The sequence below is a fragment of the Carnobacterium sp. AT7 genome (assembly GCF_000171855.1).
GTDB lineage: Bacteria > Bacillota > Bacilli > Lactobacillales > Carnobacteriaceae > Carnobacterium_B > Carnobacterium_B jeotgali.
Genome location: NZ_ABHH01000003.1, coordinates 25,476 through 42,147, shown reverse-complemented (window position 1 = coordinate 42,147; position 16,672 = coordinate 25,476). Strand labels below are relative to the sequence as shown.

The 16,672-nt window shown below is 35.1% G+C and carries 16 protein-coding genes; 12 read left to right on the top strand and 4 right to left on the bottom strand.

Translation table 11 applies throughout. The features are described 5' to 3' along the window. Positions 1 to 47: 47 nt before the first annotated feature. Complete coding sequence (locus CAT7_RS01770; RefSeq protein WP_232208098.1) at positions 48 to 1,490, bottom strand: WD40/YVTN/BNR-like repeat-containing protein; 1,443 nt, start codon at positions 1,488 to 1,490, stop codon at positions 48 to 50. A 402-nt stretch (positions 1,491 to 1,892) separates the two neighbouring features. Between CAT7_RS01770 and CAT7_RS01765 the strand changes: the two genes are divergently transcribed. The 6 genes from CAT7_RS01765 to CAT7_RS01740 all read left to right on the top strand — a co-directional run bounded on the left by CAT7_RS01765 (position 1,893) and on the right by CAT7_RS01740 (position 9,141). Next, positions 1,893 to 2,549, top strand: a complete 657-nt coding sequence (locus CAT7_RS01765) for a potassium channel family protein (RefSeq protein ID WP_007721322.1) — start codon at positions 1,893 to 1,895, stop codon at positions 2,547 to 2,549. A 4-nt stretch (positions 2,550 to 2,553) separates the two neighbouring features. Beyond that, positions 2,554 to 3,903, top strand: a complete 1,350-nt coding sequence (locus CAT7_RS01760; protein ID WP_007721321.1) for a TrkH family potassium uptake protein — start codon at positions 2,554 to 2,556, stop codon at positions 3,901 to 3,903. Positions 3,904 to 3,982: 79 nt separating this feature from the next. Further along, positions 3,983 to 5,194 carry an amidohydrolase gene (locus CAT7_RS01755; RefSeq protein ID WP_007721320.1) on the top strand — a complete coding sequence of 404 codons (1,212 nt, stop codon included), beginning with the start codon at positions 3,983 to 3,985 and terminating at the stop codon, positions 5,192 to 5,194. A 399-nt stretch (positions 5,195 to 5,593) separates the two neighbouring features. After that, positions 5,594 to 6,148 carry a nucleotidyltransferase family protein gene (locus CAT7_RS01750; RefSeq protein WP_007721319.1) on the top strand — a complete coding sequence of 185 codons (555 nt, stop codon included), beginning with the start codon at positions 5,594 to 5,596 and terminating at the stop codon, positions 6,146 to 6,148. A 213-nt stretch (positions 6,149 to 6,361) separates the two neighbouring features. Beyond that, positions 6,362 to 7,069, top strand: coding sequence for a DsbA family oxidoreductase (locus tag CAT7_RS01745; RefSeq protein WP_007721318.1), 708 nt, complete (start codon positions 6,362 to 6,364; stop codon positions 7,067 to 7,069). Between the two features lie 293 nt (positions 7,070 to 7,362). Then, positions 7,363 to 9,141: a DUF2207 domain-containing protein gene (locus tag CAT7_RS01740; RefSeq protein ID WP_007721317.1), complete on the top strand. Its 1,779-nt coding sequence runs from the start codon at positions 7,363 to 7,365 to the stop codon at positions 9,139 to 9,141. A 189-nt stretch (positions 9,142 to 9,330) separates the two neighbouring features. On the opposite strand, the gene CAT7_RS01735 is transcribed toward CAT7_RS01740, so the two are convergent. Then, positions 9,331 to 9,816: a DNA-deoxyinosine glycosylase gene (locus tag CAT7_RS01735; protein WP_007721316.1), complete on the bottom strand. Its 486-nt coding sequence runs from the start codon at positions 9,814 to 9,816 to the stop codon at positions 9,331 to 9,333. Positions 9,817 to 10,048: 232 nt separating this feature from the next. Between CAT7_RS01735 and CAT7_RS01730 the strand changes: the two genes are divergently transcribed. From CAT7_RS01730 to CAT7_RS01705, 6 genes are all read left to right on the top strand, one after another. Next, on the top strand, positions 10,049 to 10,582 hold the full coding sequence (locus CAT7_RS01730; protein WP_035019331.1) for an RDD family protein: 534 nt from the start codon (positions 10,049 to 10,051) through the stop codon (positions 10,580 to 10,582). Continuing rightward, positions 10,583 to 11,353: a class I SAM-dependent methyltransferase gene (locus CAT7_RS01725; RefSeq protein WP_007721310.1), complete on the top strand. Its 771-nt coding sequence runs from the start codon at positions 10,583 to 10,585 to the stop codon at positions 11,351 to 11,353. 174 nt (positions 11,354 to 11,527) lie between these two features. After that, entirely contained in the window at positions 11,528 to 12,352 is an 825-nt protein-coding gene (locus tag CAT7_RS01720; protein WP_007721308.1) for a substrate-binding periplasmic protein, read from the top strand. 39 nt (positions 12,353 to 12,391) lie between these two features. Then, positions 12,392 to 13,036, top strand: coding sequence for an amino acid ABC transporter permease (locus CAT7_RS01715; RefSeq protein WP_007721307.1), 645 nt, complete (start codon positions 12,392 to 12,394; stop codon positions 13,034 to 13,036). Between the two features lie 13 nt (positions 13,037 to 13,049). Then, positions 13,050 to 13,817, top strand: coding sequence for an amino acid ABC transporter ATP-binding protein (locus CAT7_RS01710; protein WP_007721306.1), 768 nt, complete (start codon positions 13,050 to 13,052; stop codon positions 13,815 to 13,817). Next, positions 13,814 to 14,239: an OsmC family protein gene (locus tag CAT7_RS01705; RefSeq protein ID WP_007721305.1), complete on the top strand. Its 426-nt coding sequence runs from the start codon at positions 13,814 to 13,816 to the stop codon at positions 14,237 to 14,239. The genes CAT7_RS01710 and CAT7_RS01705 overlap by 4 nt, the downstream gene beginning before the upstream one ends. Before the next feature lie 76 nt (positions 14,240 to 14,315). Here the strand turns inward: CAT7_RS01705 and CAT7_RS01700 are convergent, their stop codons facing one another. Then, positions 14,316 to 14,642, bottom strand: coding sequence for a hypothetical protein (locus CAT7_RS01700; RefSeq protein ID WP_007721303.1), 327 nt, complete (start codon positions 14,640 to 14,642; stop codon positions 14,316 to 14,318). A 329-nt stretch (positions 14,643 to 14,971) separates the two neighbouring features. Beyond that, entirely contained in the window at positions 14,972 to 16,624 is a 1,653-nt protein-coding gene (locus CAT7_RS01695) for a peptide ABC transporter substrate-binding protein (RefSeq protein ID WP_007721301.1), read from the bottom strand. Positions 16,625 to 16,672 lie beyond the last annotated feature (48 nt).

Here is a 16,672-nt window from a genome sequence, read left to right as displayed (position 1 = left end):
TTGTTTAAAACAAACTGAAGGTTATCTTTTTTATAAGGTGAATATTATTAAACTTCTCCAACAAACGCCCAAGTTTCGCCATTGTCTTTGGATTGATACAAGGCTTTACTGCCGCCGTTATAATCGCCGTCTTGTCCTTGATTTACTTGAATAAACAGACTGTCGCTTTCTTTATAAGGCATTTCAGGAAAGTCAAAAGGAGCATATTTCTCTGTATCGGTTAAAGGAACTTCAATCATTGGCAGTTCGACTTCTTCAAAAGTGACACCACCATCTGTTGTTCGATAGAGATCTGCATAACTGCCTCCACTGCGGGACAATCCAATGAAGCCAAGGTTTTCATCCATAAATGTTATTCCAGATGAAACGCCTAATTGTCCTACAAATGGATCAGAATTAATAACGTCCCAAGTATTTCCACCATCTGTGGTTTTGTTCAAGGTATAGAAACGTGAACCTAACGCGGCATCTACTACGAATAATTGGTAACCAGTATTTTCAGTCAAAAAGTACGTTTCATTGTCATTCATGTTTTGATCGGTTGGAACGTCTCCAATTTGTGCAGGAGATACGGTTGGTGAATAGTCAACAAAACGTACCGGTGTAATCGTGTTGTTATTTGGGGTATAAACAGAAATAGTATAGCCAATAATTTCATTGAAAGCTGTTTCGATTGGAAAGGTATCTCCCTTTTCATCAAAATAAAGAATGCCTTCAGTATTGTATCCCCAACTGCGGGAACCAGCATAATAGATGCCAAGGGTTTCTTCATCCCATTCTTTGACCGTTTCTTTTATTGGAAGATTTTCCATTGCATCTAACAGCGGTTGAAGTCTCATCGTTTTCTCAAAGGTTGGATTGACGTTTCCGTTCAAAGTCACACTGAGAATATCACTTTTTGAACGGTCATAATCGATTAAAAAACTTTCCGTCTCACCATCATCGTTTAAACCGTACAAAAAGCTGTATAAAGTAGTAATGTCACCCTTTTTATTAAAGGTCAATTCAACTTGATTACTGACATACAATTCTTCTGGCAAATCATACTTCGTTTCAAGATCTTCTAATAAGCCATTTAAACCATCTTGATAGACATTATTGTGATCAAATGTGACATCACTAGAAGTTAAATAATCTTGAATGACATAAGCTAATTTCCCTTGATAATTAGTACCGCTATGGTAAAGGCTGATTCCTGATGCAACAGTGATCAAAAGGGAAAAATTGATACTAAGTAGAAAGAGAAATTTGCTGCGTTTTATGGTATGTGGTGAAGGTGTTTGTTTTTTATCAACTTTCCAGATGTACCAATAAAGACCCCAACCCATCCAGACAATCAAACTAATAAAAATAGTCAAAATAATGGGAGCTTTCTGAGCAACTCCGCCGTATTGAGCAAGTGAACATACGTAATAAGCCCCTATCCCGTAAATCGCTACGGTTACAGGGTTAAAAAGAAAAGCTCTCAATATGTAATTTTTTTTCTTCAAGTCAATTTCATCTCCAGTTGTATCGTTTAATTTTTGTGGTAATAAGTAATAGATGACCAAATAATGGTAGTAAACGGTTAAAAGAACAATACTAATAAATTATTCATCTATAGAATAGTATACAATAAAATAAAATAGGACCACAGCCTGTAAGTAAATATAAAGAAAAAATTAACCTTAGTAAATAATGAACGGATAGAAATCGCTTGAATTATAATAAAGTGGACACTATTATGATGTATAAAGAACAATACTACAGTCGCATATATTAGTATAATGAAATTTACAAACATACATAATGGATTACTATATTTCTCATTGTACAATGTTATAAAATTTTCAACTATCATAAAAAAAACTATTGATCCCTATGATCTAGGGAGAGTAGGCAGGAGTTGAATTATGAAAAAAGAATTTGTAGTTATTGGATTAGGCAGATTTGGAGGAAGTGTCTGTAAAGAGTTGTATCGTTTGGGTCATCAAGTTTTAGCGATTGATATAAAGGAAGAAAAAGTTAATGCGGTTTTAAACGATAGTACAAAAGCAGTTATAGCAGATGCCTCCCGTGAAGAAGTTTTGAAGTTGCTGGGTGTTGGAAACTTTGATTATGCTGTGGTTGCGATAGGAGATAATATGCAGGCAAGTATTATGTGTACCCTATTATTAAAAGAAATGGGTGTAGAAAATGTATGGGTAAAGGCTCAAAATGCTAATCATAAGAAAGTTCTTGCTAAGATTGGAGCAGATAGAGTCATCCAACCAGAATACGATATGGGAATTAGAGTTGCTAATCAAATACAATCTGGAAAGCTTCAAGAGTATATAGAACTTTCTGAAGAGTATAGCATATCAGAACTAGACATTTCTAAAAGACTAGCTAATAAAACGCTTAATGAGTTAAATATCAGAGCAAAATATGGCTGTACTATTTTAGCTATAAAAAATGGAGATAAGGTAAATATATCACCTTCAGCAGAAGATAAATTATACGAAGGAGATATGATCGTCGTTATAGGAAAAAATAATGATATAAAACGTTTGGAAGAGAAAGGATTGTAGATTGATGAATAAGATTACTCTAAAAGGATATTTAAAACAATCTACTAGTCGTTTAAATCCATCAATGACAGTTGTAACAAGTTTTTTTATTCTTATTTTAATGGGTACAATGTTATTAAAATTACCTATTGCGACTACACAAACAATTTCATGGTTAGACACTTTATTTACTGCAACTTCTGCAGTTACTGTTACAGGTTTAATTGTAGTTGATACTGGTACAGCTTTTACGTTATTTGGACAAACAGTTATTATGTTCCTTATGCAACTTGGTGGCTTAGGTCTAATGACGTCTGCAGTTTTTATTTTTTTCATATTCAAACGGAAAATTGGCATGCAACAAAGAAATCTTATTAAAGCATCATTAAACCAAGACTCTTCAGGAGGAATTATTCGATTGGTTCGGTACTTGTTAGTCTTCTCTTTTAGTATTGAACTAGTTGGTTTTATCATTTTGTCTATCAAATGGATTCCAGAATTTGGATTTTCTAAGGGTACCTTTTATAGCTTATTCCATACTATCGCAGCATTTAATAATGCTGGATTTTCTCTATGGCCGGATAATCTAACTAATTATGTAGGAGATCCATTAGTTAACTTGGCCATTACCAGTATGTTTATTTTAGGGGGAATAGGATTTACAGTTCTTTTAGATGTGTGGAATAAGAAGAAATTTAAGACCTTGACTCTTCACTCGAAAGTTATGATTATGGGTACAATAGTTATAAATGTGATTGCAATAATTTCAATTTTTCTTTTAGAATATTCCAATCCTCAAACGTTAGGAAATTTATCATTTGGGGATAAAGTATGGAGTGCTTATTTTCAAGGTCTGACTCCTAGAACAGCTGGTTTTAATTCTATTGATATAACTGCGCTGACAGTACCCACCACATTGTTAACTGTGCTATTAATGTTTGTTGGGGCAGGAAGTGCTTCAACTGGTAGTGGAATCAAGCTAAGCACATTTATTATTTTACTTTTAACAACAATTACCATCTTAAAAGGTGGAGAAGAAGTGTCTTTGTTTGGGCGAAGAATAAAAAGCAATGCTATTTTGAGAGCTTTTACTCTAACCATGTTAAGCTTTTTATTAGTTTTTGTGGCTATCTTTATTTTAACGATAACTGAAAACGGATCATTTATTGCTATTATTTTTGAAGTTGTTTCAGCATTCGGAACCGTTGGACTTTCAGCTGGGTTAACATCGGAACTAACGACAATAGGTAAATTTGTTATTATGTTTGTCATGTTTGTCGGACGTCTCGGTCCCGTTACGGTTGCTTCTATATTGATTGCTAAAAAAGAAAATTCTTTGTTGCGCTATCCTCAAGAAGATGTCTTTATAGGGTAGGAAGAAGTAGAATTGAAACAGTTAATAAGTAGTGAATAATGAACTAGAGTGACATAATTCAAAGAAGGAGATAATTGATATGGTTTGGATAAAAAATGTTTATTTAGAGACAGGTTACGAGGAAGTCAGATCGAATAAATTTGTAACGACTACAGCTGAGTTTGCTTTAGAAGTTGAGAATGGCAAAATCAAGACGATTACTGAGAAAGCTCCAGAAACTAGTCTAAAGACAATTGATGCAAAAGGTTACTTAGCTTTACCTGCTCTGCAAGATAATCATGTCCATTTAGACAAGGGTCATTTTGGCGGAAAATGGCAAGCGGTTATCCCTGCTTCAGGAGTAGCAGAACGGATTCAAGAAGAGAAAGAATTTTTAAGAGATTTTCTTTCTGAAACACCCCAAAAAGCACAAGCATTGATTGATTTAATTTGTAGCAAAGGAGCTACCTTTTTAAGAGTTCAAACAAATGTTGATTCGGTCATAGAATTAGATAATTTACTGTGTGTAAAACAAGTGTTAGAAAAAAATAAACATCGTTTAGATTACGAAATTGTTGTTTTTCCACAACATGGCACGTTGATAACTGAAGAACAAGGCTTATTAAGTAGGGCTTTGGCTAGTGATGATACGTTTATTTTAGGGGGATTGGATCCAGCAACGATTGATGGAGATATAGAAAAATCGCTCCTTACAACTTTTACATTAGCTCGTCAATACAATAGAGGAATTGACTACCATCTGCATGATCGAGGAACATTAGGATTATTTGAAATTAATCGAATAATTGACTACACAAAAAAATACCAATTAGAAGGAAAAGTTCAAATTAGCCATGCACTTGCTTTGGCTGATGGAGATGAAGAAATGATTCAAACGATTGCAAAAAAATTAGCTGAAGCGGGTATTGGAATTAACACAACTATTCCGATTGATACAACTGTTCTACCAGTTCTATTACTTCAAGAAGAGGGAGTAAAAGTACGAGTGGTAAATGATAATATCAATGACCATTGGAGCCCATTTGGTTCTGGGGATTTAATTGAACGAGCTAGCCGGGCCGCAGAAGTGTTTTCGATGAAAGATGAAAGGTCATTAGCTCAAGCATATTCTTTGGTTTCGAATGGATTAACTCCTTTAGATTCAAAAGGCAATCAACGATGGCCAAAAATTGGAGACCAAGCGCAGATATTATTTGCAAAAGCAGAAAGTTCTGCACACCTAATTGCACGAGTTTGTCCAGAAAGAGTTGTTATGTTTAATGGAGAACTTGTTTCTGGGAAATTTCATTAATTTGTAGAGGTTTTTAAAACACGAAGTTGAATAGTTTCGTGTTTTTTTTTTGAATGAGCCTATAGTAAGAGTAAGGATATACCCTTTATTTAAAATTACTGATAAAAAGGATATAAAGCAATATAGTTAAAAAGGATATAAAGCAATATAGTTAAAAAGGATATAAAGCAATATAGTTAAAAAGTAAAGTATCAACTGTTTCATAGGAAAGATGATTCTTTAACTGATTGACCTGAATATTTTGTCTTTTACAATAATGAGAAGGAAGCTATCTTAAAATCACATTTTTATAAATCAAAATTCTTCGTGATTTTTGATTAAAAGATACGGTGTTCTTAGTCATGAAAATGCTACATATAAAATCATACGAAAGAAATAGCCATATTTAAGGAGGTCAAAATGGCTAACTTCGAAAAACAGTTGACAGAAATGATTAAACAAGACACTTACATAGTATCAATTTTGAAAACTGTAGAGAAATTAGAGATAAAAGATGCTTGGGTATGTGCAGGTCTTATTCGAAATAAAGTTTGGGATAAGTTTCATCATATTGCGACACCTATAAATGATATTGATGTTATTTATTACGACCCTTCAAATATTTCCTGGGAAATAGAAAAACAATTGGAAAAAGAGTTAGGGATTTTACTTCCAAATCAGCCTTGGTCCGTGAAAAACCAAGCCCGTATGCATTTAAAAAGTGGCTTTGATCCTTTTACTTCAACGTATGATGGAGTTGCTCACTTTCCAGAAATACCAACTGCACTAGCAATAAGGATTTCTAATAATGAATTTGAAATCATGGCACCCTATGGAATACAAGATCTGTTTGAAATGAAAGTGAAGCCTACACCTTTTTACCAAAAGCCGAGTGATTTTTATCCAATATATGTTGAACGTATGAAAAATAAAGAATGGCATAAAATATGGCGGATGGTATCTATAGAACTTTAAAAATGAGGCAATGCTATTATGTTAACAGTCCCCAAAAAAATAAAATAATCAACCTAATTGGGAGAGTAAAAGTGTAATCTGGTTTATTCAATCAATGATCACACATCAAAATAAGCGAATGTAACGAGAATATCAAATGAGGGGACAAAGTTGATAATGCAATCTATTCAAGTTACAATAAGTAAGTAGAAGTCAACTAGTAGGAGTGATAACATGCAAGTAGAATTTTTCCACGATGTGATCTGTAGTTTTTGTTTTCCGATGTCTTATCGCATGAGAAAAGTGGCTGAAAAGTATCCAAAATTAGAAATCATCCATCGTTCATTTGCTTTAGGATGGGAGAAAGAACAGTTTATTCAGCAATTTGGTTCGCATGAAGCAGTAAAACCTGAAGTAATTCATCATTGGGAAAATGCTAATCAAAATGATGACGAACACCGTTTTAATATAGAAGGAATGAAAGAACAGGATTTCTTATTTCCAACATCTAAAAATGGATTGAAAGCTGCGAAAGCTGCTGGAATGATTGCGGATCAAGACACGTATTGGGCTGTTTTCGATGGTTTGCAACAAGCTTTGTTTGTAGAAAACAGAGATATCTCAGATTTGACAGTGATTGAAGATGTAGTAAAGAAAACTTCAATTGATTTTGATGATTGGAAAGTGCAATTCGAGAACCCAGAAACGGAACAAGCCGTTTTGGAAGACTTACAACGCGTACAAGATTATGGTATTCAAGGAGCTCCTGCACTGGTAGTGAACCAAAAATACTTAATCAGTGGAGCACAGCCACAAGAAGTTATCGAACAAACGATTGAAAAAATCGCTAAAGAAGAAGGATTTCAATTAAAAGGACTAACATTAATGGGATCAAATGCGGCCGCTTGCAACATGATTGACGGCAAATGGGTTTGTGACTAAAAACCACGCTAATAATTTTTAATAGACATTTAGATAATAGATGAGAGCTTTAGTTGCCTCTAAAATTAGTTTTCACACTGATTTTTAGAGACTAATACTAAAGCTCTCTTTTTCACTTCCAATTTTTTAAAGGAGTACTTAGTTAAGCAAAAGAACATTTATAGCAGCTATATAGGAAAACGTTTCCTAGAGTATAGTGATATTGTGTATACTAGAAATAGATAGAAGAATTAAACAAAAATAAGTTATCTAAAAGAAATGAGTTACATAAAACAGAAAGTGGGGACAGTTAGATGAATAAAAGGATCAAAGGGTTAGTTGGTATAGGCATAGCTTTTCTGTTTAGTATGGCATTTGGTGAAACTGTTTTTGCGGAAAATAAATTATCAGATATGAAAATTCAAATTGACTTACAAGAAGACGGTTCTGGAGTTGTTACAGAACATCGAAAAATGACTATGGATGATGGCACTGAGTTATACATTGCATTGGAGGGCTTGCAAGATTCTAAACTGATTGATTTTTCAGTAGCTGGTTATCAATTGATGGAACCATGGAATCTAGATGCTTCATTAAAAGAGAAGGCTGGACATTATGGTACTGTTGAGACAGATGATGGATTAGAACTCATATGGGGTATTGGTGAGTATGGAGAAAATGACTATGAAGTAACGTATACTTTATCAAACTTAGTTCGTGAATTGGAAGATGGACAAGGTTTACTATGGAATTTTGATACATTTTCTGACATTCCAGCAGAGAATTTAACAGTTGAAATTACTGGATTTGAACCCTTTACTAAAGAGAATGTTCGTTTCTGGGGATTTGGTTTTGAAGGAGATATCGAATTAGAAGGACATACAATTGTCTGGAAAGCAGATGAAGAAGTTGATGATAGCAAAGATGTAACGGTCTTGCTGCAGTTTCCGCAAGGTATGTTCGCTACACAAGCTAGTGCAGGTATGACGGCGGAGGAACAACGCGAAATGGCTATGAATGGCTCAGCGTATAATGACGAGGCTATTTCTAATACGATTCCTATCGTTATCATCTCTCTTGTTGCAGTTGCTGGTGGAGGAATCACAGCTTTTATTATCAATTATACAAAGAAATTAAAAAAGGCCAGAAAAGAAGCAGGGCAAATGCGCACAGGAGCACAAAGAATCAAAGAGCATAAAGATGTTGTATTAGAAGAGATTCCATTTACTGGAGAAGATTTTGCCGGCATTGCCTATTTATTGCAAGACATCCATAAAGGGTATTTCGAAGATTACTTCTCAGCGTATTTGCTGAAATGGTCTTATGAGGAACGAATCATTATCCATACAGCTGAGAAAAAATCATTATTTAGTGATGGATTTGATACGGAAATTGAAATACTCCATTTTGAGGAAGAACGTTTACGTTATCCACAGTCTTTTAAAGAATTTGTGGATAACCTTGAGACTAATCACGAGGAAACCTATGAAAGTGGTTTGTGGACCATGCTAATGGATGCTTCTGACAGTAATGAGATTATTAAAGATGACGAAATGAAGCAATGGGCTAGAAAACATGCTAAAGAAGTAGGGAAATTTGCAGATCATTTGATTGATTATTCAAAAGAGTATTTAGAAAGAGAAGGTCTTATTTCTTTTGGAAAAGTTGACGTATGGGGTGCAAAACATGAAGTAGCTGTTGCCAGCCCTGAAGGGGATAGATTATTTGATCGCTTGGTTCAATTTGATAATTATTTAGAAGAAATTGACTTGGAAGGTTTTTCAGATGGTACTAACCCATTCTCTTTTGAAGAATTTCTATTTTGGAATACTTTATACTATAGAAGTGAAGAAATAACTAAAGAGTTCAAGGAAATGATTCCGAATCCGGATAATAGCTATGACGACAATCAATTTATCTATCATTACTGGTATTGGAATGGTGTGACAGGGTTTAGAAATAACTGGTCTAGTGGATTAGCAAATGGTGGATTCCATTCAAGTGCTTCATCAGCAGTATCTGGAACGGGTGGTTCAACTTCCTTTGGTGGAGGTGGAGGTGCCGGTGGTGGAGGCGGCGGAGGAGCTCGATAGAGAGAGTTCCTTTATAATGTAATATATATTAATTAGATTTAGATATGAAAAAGACAAAATATCGTATAAAGATATTTTGTCTTTTTGTTAGGATAAATTTAGTTCATTATATTTTAATCAAATCCCACGTATACCCTTTCACTTTGAATACTAGAGGGTACTCCATGGCTACTGTAAGATTTGAATGAATTACTCTCTAAGAAAGGGAAGTTGGAGAGCCTCATTCCATTCCATTTTTCGTTCTTGTGCTTTGCCATTATTTGCACCACTGGTGGATAAACATTTTATGACAGTATAGTGCTCAAAAATAGTTGATTTTAAAACTTCTTGATAAGATTTGTCTCCATTTGCAATGATAAGTTTGATAGATGCTGTTGAAAATAATGCATCAAAATTATTTAATTTTGTTTGTTTAAAGTTACTATCTAAACTCCCAATTCTATCAAAATGACTATAAATATCCCATAGGCCAATTTGGTTTTGTGACAATAATTCCAACCGTTTTTCATAGTCGATTGGATCAGTAGTATTTAAAGATTCAGAAATGATTTTCCAAAATTGATTGCCTTTATTGGCATAGTATTGTTGCAATTCTAACGACTTCTCACTTGGAGCACTGCCGAGTATCAAAATTTTAGTATTTTCATCATAGATTGGTTCTAAACCACTCTTCATAAGTTGGACTCCTTAATAGTAAATTTATTTTAAACACCCACTGTATGAAAAAATTGATTGGTATCTTTCAATTGTATAGTAAAAAATTAGGAATTCCTATAGGGTTATTGCTGCTACAATAGTTTTTGTATATTTTTGTTTTTCCTAAACGCATGTTGAACTTTTACTTAAACCTGTTAAGTAAAAATATGTAGTATAATTGACGCATAAGTTCAAATTTTAGTTTGAAAGGGTGAAGCTAGTGAGGGAGAATAATCCGATTCGAGTGCAAGTAAGAATCAAAGAACTGGCAATTGATTACGGTGTGATTTTGCTTTATCTTGTGTTTCTTCTTCTGGCTAACTTAGTCTTTTATTTTTTAGTGTTAGATGGAATACCTGGATTTACAATCATTCAATCTCAACTGATAGCAACGTTTGAATCGGTTGTTCCGATAGTGCTTATTTTCTCGTTACTTGATTACAAAAAACCCTTTGGGACATATGGTAAGAGAAGAGTGGGTTTAAAAGTACAGTATAAAACGCCTTCGTTTTTTAGAAGTTTGGTTAGAAATAGCATTAAATTTTTACCGTGGCAGCTTGCTCATATTGGGGTCATCGATGGTATTTATTCTGAATTTACAACTTGGAGCTCGATTGTTTTTACAAATGCCGGAATTCTGTTAGCTGTTATCTTATTGGTTATGGGATTTTTTAGAAAAGATAAACGTCATTTAGGTGATTTAATAGCCGGAACTCAAGTCGTTCCAATTAGGAGGGAATCATAAATGGACCAAACTGTTAATGCTGAAGAAGCCATTAGAAGATGGGATGCGTTTGCCGATACGTATTCAAAAACTCATAACGAACAAGGGGATATTCATAAAGAAGTGTTTTTAAATCCAACTATATTTTCTCTTATGGGAGAATTTAAAAATAAACAAGTTTTGGATGCCGGATGTGGTGAAGGCTATTTAAGCCGATTGTTGTCCAAAGGTGGATCGAATGTGACAGCGGTTGATTACTCTTTGAGGATGATTGAAATTGCACAAGAGAGAACACCAAATGACTTACAGATTAAGTATATAAAAGGCAACTGTGAGGATTTGAATACGCTCAAAGACACTAATTTTGATTTGATAGTATCTAACATGGTTATGCAAGACTTGCCAAACTACGAAAAAGCCTTTCAAGAGATGTTTCGTTTATTAGTAGAAGGAGGCAGTTTTATCTTTTCTATTTTGCATCCTTGTTTTGTTACTCCTGGAAGTGGTTGGGAGAAAAATGATAGTGGAGAAAAATTGCATTGGAACGTGGATCGTTATTTTTATGAAGGTGCTCATGAACAACGATTAGGGGATAAAGATAAAGTAATGTTTTTCCACAGGACATTAACCAGTTATGTTGACAAGTTAATAAAAACTGGTTTTACTATAGAAAGTATAGTCGAACCGAAGCCATCAGAAACAATGTTGGAAAAATATCCGTCATTCGAAGAAGATTTAAGATGTGCTGATTTTATGGTGTTTAAGGCAACTAAGCCAAAAAAGATAGATTAAAGAATCATCTTTTAGCTTTTGCAGTCTCTATTGTTATAAACTAAATACAAGTTGTATAGTTAATATAAAGCTAATGTAGACTTTTTTAAATGATAAACTAATCTCTTTACTTACTTTTTGTAAAGTGATAAAATTAAAAATTAAGAACGTCAACAGAAAAGGATGAGATAAATAGTGAAAAAGAAGAAATGGATGCTGGCTGGAATTGCGGTAGTAGCGTTATTTGTTAGTGCATGTGGAACATCAACAAAAGAGGATGCAACTTCAACTGCTGATGGAGATTTATTGAAGTCAGTTCAAGACGCTGGGGTATTAAAAGTCGGCGTAATGGGAACGTATCAACCGTACAACTTTATCAATGAAGATAAAGATATGGATGGTTTTGATGCAGATATTGCTAAAGAAATTGCCAAAGGATTAGATGTGGACATTGAATTTGTCTCTCAAGAATTTTCAGGAATGATCGCTGGATTGCAAACGGGTAAATTTGATATGGTTGCTAGTCAAATGACGATCACGGATGACCGTAAAAAAGAAATGTTATTCTCAGATCCATATATCACCAATCAAGTAAAAGTTATTGTTAAAGACGACAATACAGAGATTACTTCTGTTGAGGATTTTGTGGGTAAAGACATTGGAGTAGGTCTAGGAACAAATGATGAAACATACTTGCGTAACGAATTGATGCCTGAAGTCGGCGAATTTAACATTCGTACGTATGATGATGTGATCACTTCTTTGAAAGACTTGGATTCTGGTCGAATCGATGCTACTATCAACAACATGTATGCTTTAAAACCAATCATTGAAGCAAATGGGTTGAAGATTAAAGCAGTTGGTGAACCAATCAAATCAGACCAAGCAGGAATTGCTGTTCAATTAGGCAATGAAGCATTTATTGAAGAAGTAAATACTATTTTAGCTGATATTAAAGCAGATGGTACGTATGATGAAATCTTTATGAAATGGTTCGGCGAAGCACCACCAAAAGACTAAACATGAAGCAAGAATAAGTAGAAGAGAGGTACTTCTTTTATGGAAGTTTTAATACAGAATATCCCGTTCTTGTTGCAAGGAGCGTATTATACGTTATTGATCACGTTGGTTTCGATGTTTTTCGGTTCTCTTATCGGGATCATCGTCGCAATAGCCCGTTTGAAAGGCAATAAAGCGATCCAAGCTGTTGCACGAGGGTATGTATCAATTATCCGAGGCACACCGACATTGGTTCAAATCATCATTATTTATTATGGTTTAGTTGATTTTGGAATTAGTTTAGATCCTTTGCCAGCTGCTTTTATTGCATTGAGTGTTAATAATGGAGCGTATTTATCTGAATCGATTCGTGGAGCTTTACAGTCGATTCCAAAAGGTCAAATGGAAGCTGCTTATGCAACAGGGATGACACCTTGGCAAGCGATGCGTCGAATCATTCTTCCGCAAGCCATTCGCATTGCTATTCCGCCAGTAGGGAATACCTTTATTGGTATGTTGAAAGAAACGTCCTTAGTATCGGTCATCAGTGTAACGGAATTATTGCGTTCAGCTCAATTGCTGATTGCTCAATATTATAGTTACATGCCGTTTTACTTGGGAATCGCGGTCATTTATTGGATCATGAGCACGGTTTTTTCTTTCCTACTGAACAAGTTGGAAGCACGTATGTCAATCTATGAATAGTTGAGGGATTAACATGATTAAAATAAATGGATTAGTAAAATCGTTTGGAGCATTAGAAGTCTTAAGGTCGATTGATTTGCAAATTAGTTCAGGTGAAGTTGTGGTTATTTTGGGACCTAGTGGATCTGGAAAAAGCACCTTGCTGCGTTGCATGAATGGTCTTGAAGAACTAACAGCTGGAAGCATTGAAGTAAACGGCGTTGTTATGAACGCTGAGCAGTCTAAAAAAGAGCGCACCAAAAAAGTTCGTGAAGCACGTTTGCATACAGGAATGGTTTTTCAACAATTTAACTTGTATCCCCATAAAACGGCATTGGGAAATGTAACGGAAGCGTTGATTACTGTTAAGAAAATGGATAAAACTAAAGCAAACCAACTTGGCGAAAAAATGTTGGAACAAGTAGGATTATCAGATAAAAAAGATGAATTTCCTTCTAGATTATCGGGTGGACAACAACAGCGTGTAGCCATTTCACGTGCGTTAGCTATGGATCCAACCGTAATGTTATTCGATGAGCCAACATCTTCATTGGATCCTGAATTAGTCGATGAAGTTTTGACAGTCATCAAAGAATTAGCTAAAGAAGGTCGAACAATGGTTATCGTGACACATGAAATGCAATTTGCACGTGAAGTGGCAGATCGTGTGATTTTTATGGCAGACGGCGTTATCGTTGAACAAAATGAGCCCGAAGCCTTTTTTACACAACCAAAAACGGAACGTGCTAGACGATTTTTAAAAATGGAAGAATTAGAACATAGAGAAGGGGTAAAACGATGATTGTAACAACAACATGGAATAAAGGTCGTAAGTTTACCGCTAAAGGTGATTCAGGTTATGAACTTAAGATGGATGCTACACCAGCTTATGGCGGACAAGGGGAAGGTGCTACTCCGACTGAAATGCTTTTAGCATCATTAGCTGGATGCATCGGAATTGATGCAACGATGATTTTAAAACCTCATCTAGAAAAAATTGAAAAACTTGAAATTATCACTGACGGAACCCGCCGAGAAGAAGCGCCTAAAGACTTTACGGCTATGAACATAACTTTTGTAGTAGACGGAACAGTAGATAGCAGCAAAATTTGGCGTGCCGTTCGTTTAAGTGAAGAAAAATATTGCACCGTTTCTAATTCATTAAAAGCTGAAATCACTTATGATGTAGTATTGAATGGCGAAAAATTAGCAAGAGAAATGTAAGAAAAAATACTCGTTCCTTTAGTATTAAAAAGGGAGCGGGTATTTTTTTGTGACTAATAAATCGTTCATTAGTGTATTATTTTTCTAATCTTTTTTCAGTAGTGGATAAAAAATTTTCTAAAGCTTCAGTGCTATTAATGTTCATTCTTTCAGCTAGAACAATCAACCACCACATGGTTTCACCAATTTTTAGTTCTAAATCGGTTTCGTTTGTTGAGCTACTAGGCCAACGTTCTTGTTGTGCCATAGTTAAACGCCCAACTAAACCAGCATCGGTCAGAAATGCTAATGCATCTTCTTCAACTGTCCAAATATCTTCATGGTGCTTTATCTCCAACTCATGGTAACGTGCTCGTATTTTTTTAGAGCGTTCAACTAATTCACTAAACGTGGTTTCATCCATAGAAATCCCTCCCATTTCATCTATGATCCTTTTATAAAACTTGAAGATTTCAGTATAGCATAATAAAAAAAGGATTCAAGACTAACCTATCAATCCTTTTTTATTGTGCAACTAACTCAAAATCGTTTTTCATTTGAGTTGACATAAATTGTCTATATGTTTAAACCAGAATTATTTCAGCCAGTTCTAACCGGAAATGAACTGACTAGTTTCATATCCAAACTAAACACCTATTACTTGACGAAACAACTTTCTAAATCAGAGCGCTAAAAAGGTCGAAGAAAAGTTCCCAATAAGGGAGTTTTCTTCGACCTTTTCATTCGAGTTAATTAATTTTTAACACTTGCGCGACTTAAGTCAAATTCGACACCAACAGAGTTGAGGATGATTCCTTCAACAGCTGGATTGCGAAGCTGTGTTTCGGCTTCTTGGTACAATGGAATGAAAGCAAAATCGTCCGTCAAGATTGTATGAGCTTCTTGAAGATCGGCCCAACGTTTTTCATCATCATTTGCATTCGTTGTTTTAGCTTGATCGATAAGAGCATCATATTCGGCATTTGCATAGCCACCTTCGTTGTACGGTGAGTCACTGTATAATAAGTCCATAAAGTTGATTGCATCAGCGAAATCAGCTCCCCAACCAGTCAACAGAACATCAAAGTCACGAGAATCTGCTAGTGCAAGACGATTCTTTTTAGGAACATTACGTAGTTCGATGGAAATGCCTGGTAAGTTATTTTGAATTTGCCCTTGGATGTATTGACTGAGTTGCTTGCTTTTCTCATCATCGTCTCCAACGAAAGAAAGGGCGATACTCTCTACGCCTAATTCAGTTTTTGCTTCTTCCCATAATTCTTGTGCACGTTTTACGTCGTAAGAAAGGAAAGATTCTGTTTCTTCAGTGAAGTCATCTCCAGTAGTGGGGTTAGTAACAAAATCAGCTGGTAAAAAGCCGCCAATTTCAGTCGAACCGTCGCCTAAGACAGTGTTGACTAAATCATCTGTATTAATTACTAAACCTAAAGCTTCTCTTAATTTCTCGTTTTGTAAGTAATCATTATCCCAGTTGAATTCCAAATAAGAGGTTCTTGCTTTCTTTTGAACGACAACATTTTCATTATCAGCGTATTGTTTAACGATTTCTCCTGTTAGATGAGCGTTATCCGTTTGACCGCCTTCAAATAAATTAACTGCAGTACTTGGTTCTTTTACAACTTGAACATTAACGGCGTCTAAAGACACTTCATCTGCTGCATAATAATCGTCATTTTTTTCTAAGTCCCAAGTTAATCCAGTTCCATCCCAATTTTCCAATGTAAATGGTCCGTTTGCAAGTAGCGCATCACTAGATGTTCCATACTCATCACCTTGTTCTTCAACAAATGCTTGGTTTTGTGGGAAGAAAGCTGTGAAAGCTAATAAAAATTTAAAGTAAGGAGTGGGCTGGGTTAGGGTAAACGTAATTTCATGATCTCCATTTGCCGTAACGCCCAATTCACTAACCTCTGTTTCACCAGCCATAATTTCGGGAGCATTTTTAATCGTTTCAGCTAAGTAACTATAAGAAGCACCAGTATCAGGATCAACTAATTTTTGCATAGCATATACGAAATCATTGGCTGTAACAGGATCGCCATTAGACCATACCGCATCTTCGCGAAGTTTATAAGTATACGTAAGACCATCTTCCGAGATGACTCCCTCATCAGCTGCAATAGCAGGTACTGGGTTTCCTTCTTCATCGATGCGCAATAACCCTTCGATGACATGTCCTAAATAATTGGAACTATTGATATCGGTAATTAAAGCTGTATCCATCGTTGATAATTCTGTGGGTGCAGTATAATGAACGACTTGGTCCCCTGAGCCGTCATTTGTTGAACTACTACTAGAAGTACTAGAAGTATCACCATTGCTACTACATGCGCTTAATAAGAATACTGTACTCAAAGATGCTGCTAATTTATATGTTTTCCTCACTATAAACACTCCTTAATTTAATTTAACTAATCGTATTTTAATATAATA

What these genes read in the sequence shown, in the direction of transcription:
- CAT7_RS01765 (WP_007721322.1), top strand. Translation starts at nt 1,893, where the DNA reads ATGAAAAAAGAATTTGTAGTTATTGGATTAGGCAGATTTGGAGGAAGT.
- CAT7_RS01760 (WP_007721321.1), top strand. Translation starts at nt 2,554, where the DNA reads ATGAATAAGATTACTCTAAAAGGATATTTAAAACAATCTACTAGTCGT.
- CAT7_RS01755 (WP_007721320.1), top strand. Translation starts at nt 3,983, where the DNA reads ATGGTTTGGATAAAAAATGTTTATTTAGAGACAGGTTACGAGGAAGTC.
- CAT7_RS01750 (WP_007721319.1), top strand. Translation starts at nt 5,594, where the DNA reads ATGGCTAACTTCGAAAAACAGTTGACAGAAATGATTAAACAAGACACT.
- CAT7_RS01745 (WP_007721318.1), top strand. Translation starts at nt 6,362, where the DNA reads ATGCAAGTAGAATTTTTCCACGATGTGATCTGTAGTTTTTGTTTTCCG.
- CAT7_RS01740 (WP_007721317.1), top strand. Translation starts at nt 7,363, where the DNA reads ATGAATAAAAGGATCAAAGGGTTAGTTGGTATAGGCATAGCTTTTCTG.
- CAT7_RS01735 (WP_007721316.1), bottom strand. Translation starts at nt 9,816, where the DNA reads ATGAAGAGTGGTTTAGAACCAATCTATGATGAAAATACTAAAATTTTG.
- CAT7_RS01725 (WP_007721310.1), top strand. Translation starts at nt 10,583, where the DNA reads ATGGACCAAACTGTTAATGCTGAAGAAGCCATTAGAAGATGGGATGCG.
- CAT7_RS01715 (WP_007721307.1), top strand. Translation starts at nt 12,392, where the DNA reads ATGGAAGTTTTAATACAGAATATCCCGTTCTTGTTGCAAGGAGCGTAT.
- CAT7_RS01710 (WP_007721306.1), top strand. Translation starts at nt 13,050, where the DNA reads ATGATTAAAATAAATGGATTAGTAAAATCGTTTGGAGCATTAGAAGTC.
- CAT7_RS01705 (WP_007721305.1), top strand. Translation starts at nt 13,814, where the DNA reads ATGATTGTAACAACAACATGGAATAAAGGTCGTAAGTTTACCGCTAAA.
- CAT7_RS01700 (WP_007721303.1), bottom strand. Translation starts at nt 14,642, where the DNA reads ATGGATGAAACCACGTTTAGTGAATTAGTTGAACGCTCTAAAAAAATA.